This window comes from Acinetobacter sp. MF4642, assembly GCF_002018925.1.
GTDB lineage: Bacteria > Pseudomonadota > Gammaproteobacteria > Pseudomonadales > Moraxellaceae > Acinetobacter > Acinetobacter johnsonii.
The window spans coordinates 22,090-38,144 of sequence record NZ_MVON01000028.1 but is presented as its reverse complement, the minus strand read 5'-3'; the positions used below and the strand labels follow the sequence as shown (position 1 = coordinate 38,144).

16 protein-coding genes are annotated in these 16,055 nt (G+C 40.5%); 13 read left to right on the top strand and 3 right to left on the bottom strand.

Annotation, left to right across the window (positions count from 1 at the left end):
* Positions 1–496 precede the first annotated feature (496 nt).
* On the top strand, positions 497–1,069 hold the full coding sequence (locus MF4642_RS13275) for a 1-acyl-sn-glycerol-3-phosphate acyltransferase (RefSeq protein WP_026056467.1): 573 nt from the start codon (positions 497–499) through the stop codon (positions 1,067–1,069).
* A gap of 261 nt (positions 1,070–1,330) precedes the next feature.
* Positions 1,331–2,080, top strand: coding sequence for a YebC/PmpR family DNA-binding transcriptional regulator (locus MF4642_RS13270; protein WP_004693421.1), 750 nt, complete (start codon positions 1,331–1,333; stop codon positions 2,078–2,080).
* Positions 2,081–2,441: 361 nt separating this feature from the next.
* Here the strand turns inward: MF4642_RS13270 and MF4642_RS13265 are convergent, their stop codons facing one another.
* Together MF4642_RS13265 and MF4642_RS13260 are read right to left on the bottom strand one after the other, a co-directional pair.
* Entirely contained in the window at positions 2,442–2,912 is a 471-nt protein-coding gene (locus tag MF4642_RS13265; protein ID WP_004693423.1) for an Lrp/AsnC family transcriptional regulator, read from the bottom strand.
* A 280-nt stretch (positions 2,913–3,192) separates the two neighbouring features.
* Entirely contained in the window at positions 3,193–3,957 is a 765-nt protein-coding gene (locus MF4642_RS13260; RefSeq protein WP_078426520.1) for a glutathione S-transferase family protein, read from the bottom strand.
* Positions 3,958–4,337: 380 nt separating this feature from the next.
* Between MF4642_RS13260 and MF4642_RS13255 the strand changes: the two genes are divergently transcribed.
* From MF4642_RS13255 to MF4642_RS13210, 10 genes are all read left to right on the top strand, one after another.
* Positions 4,338–5,540: an SfnB family sulfur acquisition oxidoreductase gene (locus tag MF4642_RS13255; protein ID WP_078426519.1), complete on the top strand. Its 1,203-nt coding sequence runs from the start codon at positions 4,338–4,340 to the stop codon at positions 5,538–5,540.
* Positions 5,541–5,550: 10 nt separating this feature from the next.
* Entirely contained in the window at positions 5,551–6,774 is a 1,224-nt protein-coding gene (locus MF4642_RS13250) for an SfnB family sulfur acquisition oxidoreductase (protein WP_078426518.1), read from the top strand.
* Complete coding sequence (locus tag MF4642_RS13245) at positions 6,774–8,192, top strand: LLM class flavin-dependent oxidoreductase (protein ID WP_078426517.1); 1,419 nt, start codon at positions 6,774–6,776, stop codon at positions 8,190–8,192. The genes MF4642_RS13250 and MF4642_RS13245 overlap by 1 nt, the downstream gene beginning before the upstream one ends.
* Before the next feature lie 22 nt (positions 8,193–8,214).
* Positions 8,215–9,057, top strand: a complete 843-nt coding sequence (locus MF4642_RS13240) for a MetQ/NlpA family ABC transporter substrate-binding protein (protein ID WP_078426516.1) — start codon at positions 8,215–8,217, stop codon at positions 9,055–9,057.
* Positions 9,058–9,066: 9 nt separating this feature from the next.
* Entirely contained in the window at positions 9,067–9,903 is an 837-nt protein-coding gene (locus MF4642_RS13235) for a MetQ/NlpA family ABC transporter substrate-binding protein (RefSeq protein ID WP_078426515.1), read from the top strand.
* Positions 9,904–9,914: 11 nt separating this feature from the next.
* Positions 9,915–10,985: a methionine ABC transporter ATP-binding protein gene (locus MF4642_RS13230; protein ID WP_078426514.1), complete on the top strand. Its 1,071-nt coding sequence runs from the start codon at positions 9,915–9,917 to the stop codon at positions 10,983–10,985.
* Positions 10,966–11,625, top strand: a complete 660-nt coding sequence (locus tag MF4642_RS13225) for a methionine ABC transporter permease (protein ID WP_078426513.1) — start codon at positions 10,966–10,968, stop codon at positions 11,623–11,625. Before MF4642_RS13230 ends, MF4642_RS13225 begins: the two co-directional genes overlap by 20 nt.
* 410 nt (positions 11,626–12,035) lie before the next feature.
* The gene (locus MF4642_RS13220) at positions 12,036–12,590 is read left to right on the top strand and encodes a haloacid dehalogenase type II (protein ID WP_264754341.1); all 555 of its coding nucleotides are present in this window, start codon (positions 12,036–12,038) and stop codon (positions 12,588–12,590) included.
* Positions 12,591–12,735: 145 nt separating this feature from the next.
* Positions 12,736–13,827 (top strand): redox-regulated ATPase YchF, encoded by a 1,092-nt coding sequence (gene ychF, locus MF4642_RS13215; RefSeq protein ID WP_004693442.1) that lies wholly within the window; start codon positions 12,736–12,738, stop codon positions 13,825–13,827.
* A 190-nt stretch (positions 13,828–14,017) separates the two neighbouring features.
* Positions 14,018–14,356 (top strand): hypothetical protein, encoded by a 339-nt coding sequence (locus MF4642_RS13210; protein WP_078426512.1) that lies wholly within the window; start codon positions 14,018–14,020, stop codon positions 14,354–14,356.
* Positions 14,357–14,421: 65 nt separating this feature from the next.
* Here the strand turns inward: MF4642_RS13210 and MF4642_RS13205 are convergent, their stop codons facing one another.
* The gene (locus MF4642_RS13205) at positions 14,422–14,955 is read right to left on the bottom strand and encodes a DUF962 domain-containing protein (RefSeq protein ID WP_078426511.1); all 534 of its coding nucleotides are present in this window, start codon (positions 14,953–14,955) and stop codon (positions 14,422–14,424) included.
* A 117-nt stretch (positions 14,956–15,072) separates the two neighbouring features.
* Here MF4642_RS13205 and MF4642_RS13200 point away from each other — a divergent pair, with 117 nt between their 5' ends.
* Positions 15,073–15,768: a Crp/Fnr family transcriptional regulator gene (locus tag MF4642_RS13200; RefSeq protein ID WP_078426510.1), complete on the top strand. Its 696-nt coding sequence runs from the start codon at positions 15,073–15,075 to the stop codon at positions 15,766–15,768.
* The last annotated feature ends 287 nt before the right edge of the window (positions 15,769–16,055 follow it).

Sequence of the window (16,055 nt, the reverse complement as noted above, 5' to 3'; positions counted from 1 at the left end):
GGATAATCTTTTTCAGATTCAATCAATAATTGAACCGCTCTTTCTCTGATTTCAGGGGTATATTTTAATTTTGTCATCGGAATAGTCTCTCAGAATATTGAGTCTCCGACAAACCCGGTACGGTTCAATAACTGACCATAGAACAACCAAAAAAAAGAGAACGATTGCACATACAAAAGTCGAAAGATAAGCCATTTTAACAATCCTGAACTTTGTTAAACCAAAGTTAAAGTGTGAAAATGCACACTTTAATCTTAGACCAAAGTCTAATCCGTCATTTCGATTATGAATAGTAGTATTTTCATTTTCACCATATTTATTTTCTATTTGATTAGATTTAAAACATCTTAATGCTCCATTTCTACCCTCACCTTGTTCAACTACTTAGGATTCAAGCCGATTCATAAAAGTGGCAAGTACAACCAAGTAGGACTTGACTCAAACCGCAAACAAGCAGACATTAGCCTCTTTAAAAAACACTTGTATTTTTATGCTCATGTTAAAAAAATTCATTGGTGAGTCTGCGTTTAAACTCGCAGGCTGGAAATATCATGTAGAACCAAACGTTTTGGAAGACAAGCAAGTCATTATTGGATTTGAACATACTTCTATGTTGGATGCTGTCTTGTCACTGGCAATTTTTCAAATCTACGATATGAAAATCCATACCCTGATTAAAAAAGAATTATTCAAAGGGCCAATGAAGCCCATACTCGAAGCCATTGGTGGTATCGCGGTCGATCGTAAGTCAAATAAAGACATTGTGTCTCAAATGGTTGAACACTTTAGCCAAAATGAAAAATTCAATTTAGTCATTGCACCTGAAGCAACACGTGCCAAAACAGGTGAAGTACGTAAACCTATTCGTACTGGGTTTTGGCATATTGCTAAAGCAGCAAATGTGCCTATTGTACTCATGTACGCGAACTCAAAAACCAAGCAAGGCGGTATTTTTGGAAAAATCTACCCAACAGATCTAGATCATGACTTAGCGCTTATTAAAGCACTTTATAAAGAGCATGTTGGTTTAGATATTGAGATTCCAGAACCTAAAACTGCTGCACAATAAGGTCATTTAATTAACCTAAAAGAATGTGAAGACGCTATTCTTTTAGGTCTCTGTGGGTGTTTCCCAACAGTTAATTTTTAAAGTGAACTTCCTTTACAAGGTAAATTTGAAATAACTGTATTTATTTCAAACAATTTTAATTCTTTTTTGTTTGTTCAGGCAGATTTCAGAAAAACACCTACTTTCGCATAAAAAAGTGCTTATGGTAGAATTTGCACAATTTGATAGGCACAAAGCCAATCTACAAGGAGCATATTTCGCATGGCGGGTCATTCCAAGTGGGCCAATATTAAGCATCGTAAAGCAAAACAAGATGCTAGCCGTGGTAAACTTTTTACCAAATTTATTCGTGAATTAACAACTGCTGCAAAGCTTGGCGGTGGTGATGCTGCTAGCAACCCACGTCTTCGTGCAGTTGTAGAAAAAGCACTTTCTGTAAATATGACACGCGACGTCATCAACCGTGCAATCCAACGTGGTGCTGGTGGTGAAGATAACGATGATTTAAAAGAAATTACTTACGAAGGTTATGGTGTTGGTGGTGTTGCAGTTATTGTGGAAACCATGACTGACAACTTAAACCGTACTGTACCGGATGTCCGTCACTGTTTCTCAAAAACAGATGGCAACTTAGGCACAAACGGTTCAGTTGCTTTCTTGTTCACAAAACGTGGCGAGATCACTTTTGAAGATGTGTCTTTAGAAGATCAAATCATGGACGTGGCACTTGAAGCAGGTGCTGAAGATATCGAAGTGGATGAAGATGAAATCTTAGTCATTACTACACCTGAATCTTTTGGTGATGTACAAGATGCTTTAACTGCTGCAGGTTTAAAATCGGACAATGCTGAAGTGGTCATGAGCCCTTCAACTAAAGCCGAAATCACCGATATCGATCAAGCCAAAAAGATTATGAAAATGATTGATATGCTTGAAGATTTAGATGACGTACAAAACGTATATACCAACGTTGAATTCTCTGACGCGGTATTGGCAGAATTAGACGCCTAATCTTCTGCTTTAAAAATGCGTTCTCAAATATAGCTTTGGGAGCGCATTTTTTATGGCTGATTGAAAACCCTTTCAATAAATTTTGCTTTTTTAAATCGATATTCATCCATCATTAAATGTTGGCTGTCTTGTTTTAATTGGTTATACGCCATCACTATTTTTTGATTTTCCAACAAGCGATCACGAAAGATCAGAAAACTTTACCACCGAGCGTTTTTCACGACCCATTAAATAGCAACATCATTCTGCTGTAGCACCTCTAACATACACAGCTTATGTGCTCTTATTGTCGCTGATAATATGCAAACTTTTGAAAGTAGGAAGCCTAATACTCATTAGACTCATACAAGTTCAGCGTGACTTAGACTTTGCTCAACAAACCACTACAGTTAAAAACGTTATATTCTTTAATCACAAAGCTTGAGTGCAGTGCCACCACATGTTCGATTTTACCAATGCGTTTGAGTAAAATATCACTATAGTTTTCCATATCTCTTGCAACAACTTCAACAATAAAGTCTGCCGACTGCCCTGTCACTAAAAAGGCATTGGTCACTTCAGGAATATTTTCTAGCTCTTCTAAAAACTTGGAAAAAGTGTCGGTATCATGTTTACTCAAAGATACTTGTAGCAAAACATGTAGACTAAAACCGAGCTTTTGATAGTTAATATCACGCTTAACTTTGGTCATAATGTCGTTATCAATGAGGTGCTTAATACGACGATGTACTGAACTGACCGATAGATTAATACGCTCTGATAATTCGTTTAGATTGATATCTTCATTACTTAAAATTTCTAAAATTTGCTTATCAAAACGATCTAATTCCATTATTTAACTCTCATGACAACTTATGTTTATAGGTGTTTATTTCATATTAAGCATTTCAAATGAAAGATAAAGCTTATTTGCAGTTTTTTTTCATATATTTTCAGATTGATAAGAATATATCAGCCTTTTTGGACCAAGAGTGCCATGATCTTTTACAAAGTTATAAATAGACTGAGAAACTTTCTATTCAGCTTCTATAAATCATGATATTGAAAATACAAGAAAGGCAAAGGCTGTCTGTATCACACATCACCTTTGCCTTGTTGGGCTTAAGCTTATTTTAAACGCCGCGCCAGTCGACTCGAGCATTGCGCTCGGTTTGATAGACTCTTAAAACATACTGCCCCAAGGGTAAATTGGTTAAATAGGTTTTATAAGCACTAAATTCTTCAGATAGACTTTCCTCATGGTCTTTTTCCCAAGGTGTCCCCTTAATTTCCAGCACAGGCGCTAACATCGAACATACAGCAATATCCGCCAAACCTAAACGATCCCCGACAAAGTAACGTCCATGATTAGCAATTAACTTCTCATTCAATACTTCAATTAACCGCTGCATTTCGGCTTTGGAATGCTCTATTTTTTCTGCATTCAACTCATAGCCTTTCGACATCAACGTTTTCATTAAAGGTTTGGTGTATTTTTCAAATTTACGTAAATACCCCTTTTCACCCAACATAATCTGTAGCGATTGATCGTTATCGGACAATGCATGGGCCAACCCCCAACGACGCACATGCAATCCCAAATCATTGGCTAACGCATTAACATCTAAAGCCTCTTTACGAAGCTGTGCTTCATTACGTAACAGTCGATGTTCTGGATAACGCTCATCAAGATATAACGCAATCTCGGTGGTATCAGCGACCCATTTGTCCTGATCACGCAAAATAGGCAGTTTATTTTGCCCTGTCTTTAACTGTGCAAAAGCCCGGTGAACCCCAGGCACCACATTTTGTGCGACAAAATCTAGCTCTTTATGATCGAGCAACCAGCGAGCTTTCTCACAAAAATGAGATAAAGGAAACTGGTATAAAGTTCTCATAAATGCTCCACATTTATTTTTCTATTTTGGCTTTTCAGAAAAGCCATCTATTTCAGTTGGATACTTTAGTCACTGTATTTAGGATTTACAATGTACTTTTTACTCAAAACTGCCTAGCAAATGTTCAACAGTCTTTATCAAATTTATACATTTTTTTCTCTACAATATCTCAAATCTTGATAAGTAAGACTTTGATCATCCCATTCAGTCCTCAGTTAAATTGGTTATTCCTTATTTTTCAAATCCTTAACATATCATCTAAATGATTAAACTTAGCATATTTTATTTTTAAATTTTTAGCTGCTAAGTAATTCAAAATCCTTCATTTAATCATTCAAGCAATCCCAAGTAGCGTATAGGCATTAAGTAAAGGTGCTTTTATGTCTCATACACTCTCTAAAAATATTCACGTGATACAAAATGATCAGGATGCGATTAATGCAGCCTATCATGTCGCTGACTTTGCCTTAGAAGGTCGGGATCAACGTGATCAGAACCGTCAGCTTCCTTTTGCTGAAGTCGAGTTATTTAGCCAAAAAGGATTAGGCGGGATTCGTATTCCTCAAGCTTTTGGAGGCGCATTTGTTTCCAACAAAACCTTAGCTCAGGTTTTTCGCATTATTAATAAAGCCGACTCAAGTGTTGGCCAAATTCCACAAAACCAAATTGCGCTGCTCAACATGATTGATATCTTAGGCAACGAACAACAGAAACAGTTTATTTTTAATGAAATATTAAACGGCAAACGCCTTGCTAATGGCGGCCCCGAACGAAATACCAAAGACACTAAAACCCTGAGTACGACATTAAGTATTGAAAATGGTCGTTACTATGTCGATGGTGAAAAGTTCTACTCTACAGGCAGTAGCTTTGCTCATTGGTTAGCCATTAAAGCCATCCACCCTGAAGGATATGTGGTACTGACGCTTGTTGATGCCACAGCACAAGGCATTGAAGTCATCGATAACTGGAACGGTTTTGGTCAGCGTACAACTTCAAGCGGCACAGTAAAATTACAACGGGTTGAAGTCGATCCACTACTTATCTTTGATGAGCGGAAACTGGCTGAAGATATCAATTATCGCGGTGCTTTCTCGCAGTTAATGCAAGTTGCAATTGATGTCGGCATAGCAGAAGCTGCATTTGAAGACACTTTGTCAGCAGTGAAAAAAGCCCGACCAATTGTCGATGCGCAAGTTGAGAAAGCCAGTTTTGAACATTACACCTTACAAGAAGTCGGCAAATCCGCCGTCCTGTTGGATGCCGCTATCCTGCTGCTCGATGAAGCTGCTGAATATTTAGATGAGCTCGACCAACTGAGCGTTGTCAGTGCCGAACAAGCAGCTAAAGCTTCCATTCTAGTCGCCGAAGCTAAGGTCTATGCCAATGATGCTGCACTACAAATTTCTGAAAAACTCCTAGAGCTTGGCGGCAGTCGTTCGAGCCTAAGCCAACATAATTTAGATCAACATTGGCGCAATGCACGTGTGCATACCTTACACGACCCGATCCGCTGGAAGCTGCATGCACTAGGTAACTACTATTTAAACAACACTTTTCCTGCTCGCCACGCTTGGATTTAAGGAGAACGTCATGACTTCATTTCAACCTATTCTTCCACTTCAATCCAAAAATGCAGCGTATGCACATATTATTCAAAGCGATGCCGAAGCCTTAGAGATTGCCAAAAATTTAGCTGAGCAGTTTAAACAACAGGCTATCCAACGTGATGCGGAACGAATTTTGCCTTTTGAGGAAATCGAGACCTATAGCCAATCTGGCCTTTGGGCCATTACTGTACCGAAGGAATTCGGGGGTGCAGATGTTTCCAGCTATACGGTCGCACAAATTATCGCACTGATGAGTGGTGTAGATGGGTCTATTGGTCAAATTCCCCAGAACCATTTCTATGCATTAGAGGTTTTACGCAACAACGGTACTGAACAACAAAAGCGTAAACTCTATGCAGAAGTGCTCAAAGGGGCACGCTTTGGTAATGCCTTGGCAGAGTTTAAAACTAAAAACGCAACACAAAAACAAACTGCACTCAGCCAAACTGAACAAGGCTATGTGGTCAATGGTGAAAAGTTTTATTGCACAGGCAGTCTGTTTGCAGACCGCATCCCCACTTTAGTCAAAGATGCCGATGACAAAGAGTTTCTTGTCTTTATCCCACGGAGTAGCCAAGGACTCGAACTGATAGATGATTGGTCTGGTTTTGGTCAACGCACCACAGGCAGCGGTACAGTCAAATTCAATCATGTCGCTGTAGATGCCGAAGATATTGTTTCTTTCGATACAGCTTTTTCTAGACCGACTTTGGTTGGACCTTTTGCGCAAATTATGCATGCTGCCATTGAAACGGGTATCGCGCGTGCTGCTTTTGAGGAAACACTGGTTCGTGTGCGTCAGGCTCGTCCGTGGATTGACTCTGCTGTTGAACAGGCAACCGATGATCCTTTAACACAGTTTGAACTAGGACGCGTGGTTGCCGATGTACGCGCCAGTGAAGTCTTACTCAAACAAGCAGCTCGCTCAATCGATACAGCACGTCCTAATCCAACCATTGATAGCATTGCAAAAGCTTCTCTCGATGTAGCGAAAGTTCGTGCACATAGCACAGAAACCGCATTAAAAGCCGCTTCGAAATTGATTGAACTGGCAGGCAGTCGTGGTAGTCAGCGTGAAGATGGCTTAGACCGTTTTTGGCGTAATGCCCGTGTTCACACGCTACATGATGCGTCACGTTGGAAATATTACTTCATTGCCAATTATCTTCTTAACGGTGTACTTCCGCCACGCAGAGGGACATTGTAATGACACTATCATCTCAAAATAAAAAGTCGAAGCAAATCATCCTGAATGCCTTTGATATGAATAGCGTAGGTCATATCAATCACGGTTTGTGGACTCACCCTCGCGATGAGTCACATCGTTTTAATGAGCTCAGCTATTGGACAGACTTGGCGCAAACTTTAGAGCAAGGTTTATTTGATGGTTTGTTTATCGCCGACATTACAGGTGTTTACGACGTTTATCAGAATGGTCTGGATTTAACCCTAAAAGAGTCAATTCAACTTCCAAGCCATGATCCAAGTACACTCGTTTCAGCTATGGCTGCCGTTACACAGCACTTAGGGTTTGGCGTCACTGTGAACTTGAGCTATGAGTCGCCTTATCAGTTTGCACGGCGCTTTGCGAGCCTTGACCATCTAACAAACGGTCGTATTGGTTGGAACATTGTCACGGGTTACTTAGACAGCGCAGAACGGTTAATTGGGCAAAAAGGTTTAAAAGATCACGACTTGCGTTATGAACAAGCTGAAGAGTTTCTCGAACTTTGCTATAAATTTTGGGAAGGTTCTTGGGAGGACGATGCCGTCCAAAAAGATAAGTTAAACCGTGTCTTTACCGACCCTTCAAAAGTTCATGCCATACAGCATCAAGGCAAATTTTTCCAAAGTCAGGGTGTTTTTCAGGTTTCCCCATCTATTCAGCGCACGCCTGTACTTTATCAAGCGGGCGCTTCAAGCAAAGGCTTAGCCTTTGCAACTCAACATGCTGAAGCCATGTTTATTGGTGCAGACACACCCGAAAAACTGAAACAGCAAGTCGATAAGATTCGTGCACTTGCCTTAAGCCATGGCCGTGATGAGCAAGCCATTAAACTCTTTGTCGGCATTAGTGTAGTGACTGCAGAAACAGACGAACTCGCACAAGAAAAACTGGCCGAATATATTCGCTATGCCAGTCCAGAAGCAGGTTTGGCGCATTTTTCCAGTTCAGTCGGAATTGATTTAGCGCAGTTCACAGATGATGAAGCGATTCCTTATAAACAAACCAATAGCATTGCCTCGGTCAATAACAAATTTAAAGAGCAAAAAGTTACGCGAGCGGATTTGAAAGCCCAACATGTACTCGGTGGACGCTATCCACTGATTGTCGGGAGTGGAAAAACTGTAGCAGAAAAGCTCATTCAGCTCATAGATGAAACTGGCGTAGATGGCTTTAATCTCACACGAACCGTTGCCCCAGAGTCACATCAAGACTTTATTCGTTGGGTCATCCCAGAATTACAAGAGCGTGGCCGTTATAAAACCGCCTATGAAACAGGTAGTTTACGCCACAAATTATTCGCTCAAGGTGACCGACTGGCCGCAGACCACCCAGTACAGCAGTATCGATGTCAAAGCTCGAACCCTGATTCTAAAACACAGCAAAAACAAACTGCATAAATTTTAAAATACGAGAAATATCATGGCTCAAACTGCAAAAACAAAATTTACCATTATTGGGGTAATTGTCGCTGCCATCGTCATTGCACTGGTGGCGTGGTCTTATCATAAAAAATCGAGTAACACTGAACTGGTGATTGGGATCAGCCCACCCTTTGCCAATCCATTAAAAGTGGCTGTGGAAGAAGCGAAACAGCAAGGCATCAACGTCAAACTGGTCGAGTTTTCGGATTGGAATACCCCCAATATCACGCTCAACCATGGTGATATTGATGCCAACTATTTTCAGCATCAGCCCTTCTTAGATAACGCCATCAAAGAAACCCAATTTAAACTGAAAGCACTGGATAAAGGCGTCACCACACACGTTGGTTTATATTCAAAAAAATATGACTCTATTGATGCGATTCCTGAAAATGCACGTACAGTTATTCCAAATGATCCAGTAAATCAAGGTCGTGCGCTTTTACTATTACAACAGGCCAAATTGATTAGCTTAAAAGACCCAAACAATCATCTATCGAACCTGCAAGATATTGTCAGCAATCCTAAAAAGTTGCAGTTTATTGAAGTTGAAGGTCCACAAACTGCGCGTGCCGTTGATGATGCTGATTTGGTATTTAGCTATCCACATTATTTACGTCTTGCAAAAACCATCGACCCAAATGATGCGCTGATCTTAGATGACAACACTAATACTCTGTATTCGATTTTATTTGTGGTGCGTGACGACTACCAACAGCAACATCCAGAGAAAGCCGCGCAACTTGAAAAATTCATCAAGATTTATCAAACGTCTGACAAAGTTAAACAGACTTTGAATAGTGAAATTGGTGAAAAACTTTGGTTCCCTGGTTGGAAGTGAGTATAAGCCATGACGCAATCTTTCACTCAAAATCGAAAAAAATGGCTGATTGGCTTAAGCATCATCGTGGCAATTTTTGCTCTAGCGGGTTACCGCTATAGCAAAAGCCATACACAAGATGATGTCTTAACGATTGGTATTAGCCCACCTTATGCCGAACTGCTGCAAAGCGTGGCAGACGATGTAAAAAAGCAAGGCATTCAAGTCAAACTGGTTGAATTCTCTGACTGGCATGCGCCAAATGTTGCCGTACAAAATGGCGATATTGATGCCAATTTTTTTCAGCAAAGTGTCTTTCTACGCAATGCGATTCGCGAAACAAATTATGATCTGCATGCATTCGCCACAGGAACAGGAAGTCATGTCGGACTGTATTCAAAAAAATATAAGTCCTTAGATGCACTACCCACTCAAGCACGTGTGGTCATCCCCAATGACCCTGTAAACTCGGCACGTGCTCTAATTTTACTGCATCGTGCAGGTTTGATTCAGCTCAAAGACATTAACAATGAACTGTCTACCGTAAAAGATATTGTGAGCAATCCTAAACAGCTTCAGTTTATTGAAGTAGAAGGCCCACAAACTGCCCATGCGTTTAATGATGCCGATTTAATTTTTGGCTTCCCGCATTATTTAAAAATGGCCAAGGTCACAGATCCGCATCATACCCTTTTTCTTGACCCGATAGACAAGAAATACGCCATTTTATTTGTGACACGTAAAGACTATCCAGACCAAAACCAAAAACTTGCGACTTTTGTGCAAGCATTCCAAAACTCAAAACACGTTCAAGAAATTCTAGATCGAGATTTTGGCCAAGGTCTGTGGTTTGAAGGCTGGAAATAAGGAGAAAAAAAATGGTCAGCTTTGGTTCTCATGTGGATTTTTCAATTCCACATATCAAAATTCGTAACTTAAACAAACACTATGCAGTACAAGGTCATAGTGTGCATGCACTCAAAAATATTGACCTAGACATCCCGACAGGGAAAGTGTTTGGCATTATTGGCAAAAGTGGTGCAGGTAAATCCTCCCTGCTCCGCACCTTAAATGGTTTAGAACGTATCAGTGAAGGTCATATTCATATTCATCAGCAAGACTTGGCGGCATTGAGTCATGCTGAGCTTATTCAGCTCCGCCAACGCATTGGCATGATTTTTCAGCATTTTAATTTAATGTCTGCTAAAACAGTCTATGAAAATGTCGCACTGCCCCTCAAAGTGGCCAATTATCCCAAACAAGACATCGAACAACGTGTCAATGAAGTTTTACAGTTGGTTGGGCTAAGCGATAAGTCACAGCATTACCCATCACAACTGTCTGGTGGTCAAAAGCAACGCGTGGGCATTGCCCGTGCATTGGTTCACCATCCTGAAATTTTACTCTGTGATGAAGCGACATCTGCGCTCGATCCAGAAAGCACCTCTGTAGTGTTGTCCCTACTCAAAGAGATTAATCAAAAGCTGGGTATCACCATTGTATTGATTACCCATGAAATGCAAGTGATTCGGGAAATCTGCGATCAGGTCGTGGTCATTGATGGTGGTGAAATTGTGGAATCAGGCGAAGTTTGGTCGGTGTTCTCTCAACCCCAACAAGGCATTACGCAAGAACTACTAAATCTAGAACAACTCGATTTGCCTTTTCGTTTAAATGCTGAACCTACGCAGCTCGATACACATGCCATTTTCAAAATTCGCTCGACGTCAGATGCGCATCATCCTCCTGACCTAAAACAAATTTTAGAACACTTTCCACAAACTTTGCATTTATATCAAAGTCAGGTCGACACCATCCAGAACCATTTAATAGGAACATTGGTTATTGCTGTTCCTACACAGAACTTAGAAATTCAATCGCTACTACAAAAACTAAAAGCGCATGTGACACATGTAGAGGTACTTGGCTATGCACGACCAACTCATTGATTTATTACTGACAGGCACTATCGACACCTTAATCATGGTCGGCGCATCTGCGTTTTTTGCCTTACTCATTGGTCTGCCAATGGCAGTGGTTCTAGTTAGCACCTCTGAGCATGGTATTTATCCCTCTAAAAGTATTAACCATAGCTTAGGCTGGTTGGTGAATATCACCCGTTCCGTTCCCTTCCTTATTTTGATGGTGGCTCTGATTCCACTCACACGTTGGATTGTAGGCACCAGTTATGGTGTTTGGGCAGCAGTTGTCCCTTTAACCTTGGCTGCAACCCCCTTTTTTGCACGAATTGCAGAAGTCAGTTTACGCGAAGTGGATCAAGGGTTGATTGAGGCTGCGCAAGCCATCGGCTGTAACCGTACTCAAATCATTTGGCATGTGTTGTTACCTGAGGCTCTACCAGGAATTGTCGCGGGTTTTACCGTGACCATTGTGACCATGATTAACTCCTCTGCCATTGCAGGCGCCATTGGTGCAGGTGGTTTAGGCGATATTGCCTATCGCTATGGTTATCAGCGTTTTGATATGCAGATCATGTTGGCCGTGATTGTCGTGCTTGTAATTTTGGTGATGTGTATGCAAGCAATTGGAGACAATCTGGCAAATCAACTCGATAAAAGGAAGGTTTAATCCCATTTCCCATATAAAGCAGAGACTATACTGTCCACTTAAGTTTTTTAGCCCCTCCTTTTTCTAAGGAGGGTGTTTCAGTATGAAATTCACTACCCATTTATAATCGCTTTTGATTTATGTCAGTAATCTAATCAACTGAATCAACATTATTTTTTTCAAATTCACATAGAAAATATGGCTCTCAATATACAGATAGAAATGAATAAGCTATAACGTATCCTCAAGCCTAAATAAGAATAACTACCTCAATATGCATCATTCCCCTAAAATTAAAGTACTCGCTTTCGACATCTTTGGAACTGTCGTAGACTGGCATTCTTCAATCGTCCAAGCAGTGGAACGTCTAGCCTTGAACATTTCATGCCAACCAATTTTCTTTAGACTGGCGGGCGGGCTATCGACCTGCAATGGATCAGGTTTTGTCAGGTCAGCAGCCGTGGATCTCCATTGATGATATTCATCGTCTCATTTTGGATGAGCTTTTAGTTAAATATCGAATCTCCACACTGACCGAAGCTCAAAAAATGGATTTAAACTATATTTGGCATCGTCTCAGCCCTTGGCCAGATACAGTCGCTGCACTCAATCAATTAAAACAAGATTATATTATTTGCACCCTTTCAAATGGCAACATTCGCTTATTAGTCGATCTAGCAAAGTACGCAAAATTGCCTTGGGACACTATTTTCTCTGCTGAAAATGTCAAAGCCTACAAACCTTCTCCCCAAACCTATTTAGGTGTCGCAGACTTACTCAATGTTGTACCGAGTCAAGTGATGATGGTTGCCACCCATCAAGATGACCTTGCTGCAGCGCGTGGCTGTGGACTACGGACAGCTTATATTGAACGCCCCTTTGAGTATGGTGTGGCCCAATTAAAAAACTCCAGCCGATGTATAGACAATGATCTACATGCAACGGATCTCTTAAATCTAGTTCCTTTATTAAAAGAAAAGGCTTAAAAGGCTCGTATATAGGGCTTAAATGAGGAAGTTCTGCCCACAACATGATTTACAACTTTGATTCTTCTCCCCTGAGACCTGACTTTGTCATGGCTTTCATGTAAAATCACTGGCAATTTTTATATAACACGTTGTGAGTTATTTCATGGGTTTTAATTGCGGTATTGTCGGCTTGCCGAACGTTGGTAAATCTACACTTTTCAATGCATTGACTAAAGCTGCTATTGCTGCTGAAAACTTCCCATTCTGTACAATTGAACCAAACACAGGCATCGTTCCTGTGCCAGATCCACGTTTAGACAAACTTACCGCGATTGTAAAACCTCAGCGTGTGATTCCAACGACGATGGAATTCGTGGACATTGCAGGTTTAGTTGCGGGTGCATCTAAAGGTGAAGGCTTGGGGAACCAATTTCTTGCAAACATCCGTGAAACGGATGCGATTGCTCACGTTGTACGTTGTTTTGAAGATGAAAACGTCATTCACGTTAACGGTAAAATTGACCCGCTTGATGACATCGCAACTATCAATACGGAACTTGCACTTGCTGACTTAGAAACTGTGACAAAAGCAGTGACTCGTTTAGCAAAATCTGCAAAAGGTGGCGACAAAGAAGCGCTTGCAACCAAAGCGGTTTTAGACAAAATTTTACCTTTACTTGATGAAGGCAAACCTGCTCGTGCAGCTGACCTAGATGATGACGAACGTAAATTGGTTCGTGGTTTTGGATTAATGACTTTAAAACCAACCATGTATATTGCGAACGTTGCAGAAGATGGTTTTGAAAATAACCCGCATTTAGATGCTGTGAAAAAACTTGCAGCTGAAGAAAATGCAATCGTAGTTCCGCTTTGCAACCAAATCGAAGCCGAGATTTCACTGCTTGAAGATGAAGACCGTGCTGAGTTCCTTGAAGCTTTAGGCATGGAAGAGCCAGGTCTAAACGTGGTAATTCGCGCAGGCTACGGTCTTTTAGGTTTACAGACTTACTTCACGGCGGGTGTACAAGAAGTTCGTGCTTGGACCGTTAAAGTAGGTGCAACTGCACCACAAGCGGCGGGTGTAATCCACACTGACTTCGAAAAAGGCTTTATCCGTGCTGAATGTGTTGCTTATAACGACTTCGTTCAATACAACGGTGAAGCAGGCGCGAAAGAAGCAGGTAAATGGCGTTTAGAAGGTAAAACGTATATCGTTCAAGACGGTGATGTTCTACACTTCCGCTTTAACGTATAAGTCGTTCCGAGTATAAAAAAACCCGATACCCATCGGGTTTTTTTATAAGCTTAAATCAAGCTTAAAAATAGCATTAAATAACATATGAACACCTGATCCGTTTGGATCTCACACAATATTCTAACTTCTATTCTTTTACATTATCGCTAATTTAATCACAGGCACTAATGCCTTCATTGAACAAACGAAAATGAAAAAGATCAGCACATTTATTGCAGCAGGTTTATTCACAACGCTTAGCGCTACAGCATTTGCATGCCCACAAGGAGCAACACTGTCGGGTGGTACAGGTGCAAATCATAAAGGTGGTAAGTGCGTCGCAACCATGAACGTGACGAAACATGATCAGGCAATGAAACAAGCCAAAACGGCCAAACACGATCAAGCCATGAAACAGGATAAAATGGTGAAACATGATTCAATGAAAGCCAATGATGTGACCAATAAATCCCATAAAGATGCTCATGCTTCAAACCCGAATACACCCAAAGCTCAACCAGATATACATAAAGTCGCGAAGACATCTTAAAACAGCATAAAAAAAAGCCAGTGAAATTCACTGGCTTTTTTATCGATAAAATAATTCAGTTAATGTTATGCCACAGATACATGCTTGTTATCCATTGCAGCACGCTGTTTGCGCGCTTCATCTAACATGCGTTGTTCAATGTCTTTTCTAAAGCCAAGCATAAACACCATTTCCGCCAAAACAAATAGTGGACCAATGGCTAGACCAATCACATCATCCATAAAGGCCGGTTTTTTCTTCTCATAGAAATGCCCGACAAACTGAAACGCCCAGCCGACGACAAAAATACCAACACTGAGACTTAACCAAAGACCCAAATCAAACTGTGCGATTTTATACACCAATGGATAAGCCATGGCATAGATTACTAACATGATCACACCAAAAATTCGATCTAGGCTTAAGTAGTAAACAATACTCGCTAAGATCAAAACCATCGCCAAAGTAATTTCAAAACTGCCAATAGTCATGCCAGCTCTTGCGGTTAAGCACATAATTGAAAACACAATCAACGGAATACCCACAAAGTGGGTCACGATATTTTTATGATCAAGATGATAAGCTGCATACTGACTTAATAATTTTTCTAATTTGCTCATACTGTATTTCCTTATTGCATGATATTGATCACGATATAGAATAACTTTAAAGGAAAACAGCCCATAAAGTTGTCGTCGACCTGACAAGTTGCTCGATCAATCACGAAAGGACGCGGAATGCTGGAAGTTCAACATCAACAACAATTACTCAATAACAATTGGTTTGCCAAACTACCACAAGCCTATCAACAGTATATTGTGCAACATGCCAAATATATTAACGTTGCAAAAGACCAAGCTGTTTTTCGCTCAGGAGATTTATTTGATGGCATCTATGCAGTCTTGAACGGTGCCATTCGCTTGGGTCATGTCGACATTGAAGGTAAAGAAGCAGTTGCAGCAATCGCAGAACCGATTATGTGGTTTGGAGAAATTTCATTAATAGATCAGCAACCGCGTTCGCACGATGCGATTGCTATTCAAAAAAGTACCCTGCTCCATCTACCTAAACGCGATGTTGAGGCATTTATCCAAGCTACCCCAGAATTTTGGTTTCATATTGCACAGCTTGCATCACAGAAGTTACGTCTCGCCTTTTTAGAACTAATCGCAATCCAAAGTCAAAATATCAGTCAACGACTGGCTCAACGCTTACTGTTTATTTTAAGCGGTTATGGCAACCATCTATCGATTACCAATGATGAAATTCATTTATCACAGGAGCAACTGGCTCAAATGCTGATGTGTTCGCGCCAAACCATCAACCAAGAACTTCAAAACTTAGAAAAACAAGGAATACTGGCAATTGCTTTTAAAAAGATTAAGATTTTAGATCCTGCAATGCTGCATAAAATGGCACATAGCTCAGAATAGACAATCAAGTGTGCTTCTTAAGAGCGCAACACACATAGAAGGACTGTATAGAAATATTGCTACACGGCCTAATGTCTTGGCTATTCGTCTCCCCGGCTTGAGACTGCTGTCACTGTGTTTGACAGGCAGCTAATGTAAAAAACGCAACAACTAATTTTTTAAATTAACCCTCAAAATTCGACTCAATTCCGATATTTTACTGCATTGCGATAATGTACTATTTTTATTATATTTTTCATTAAAGCTACAACCATAAAAAAGCGAGTTTTAAAAACTCGCTTTTGGTC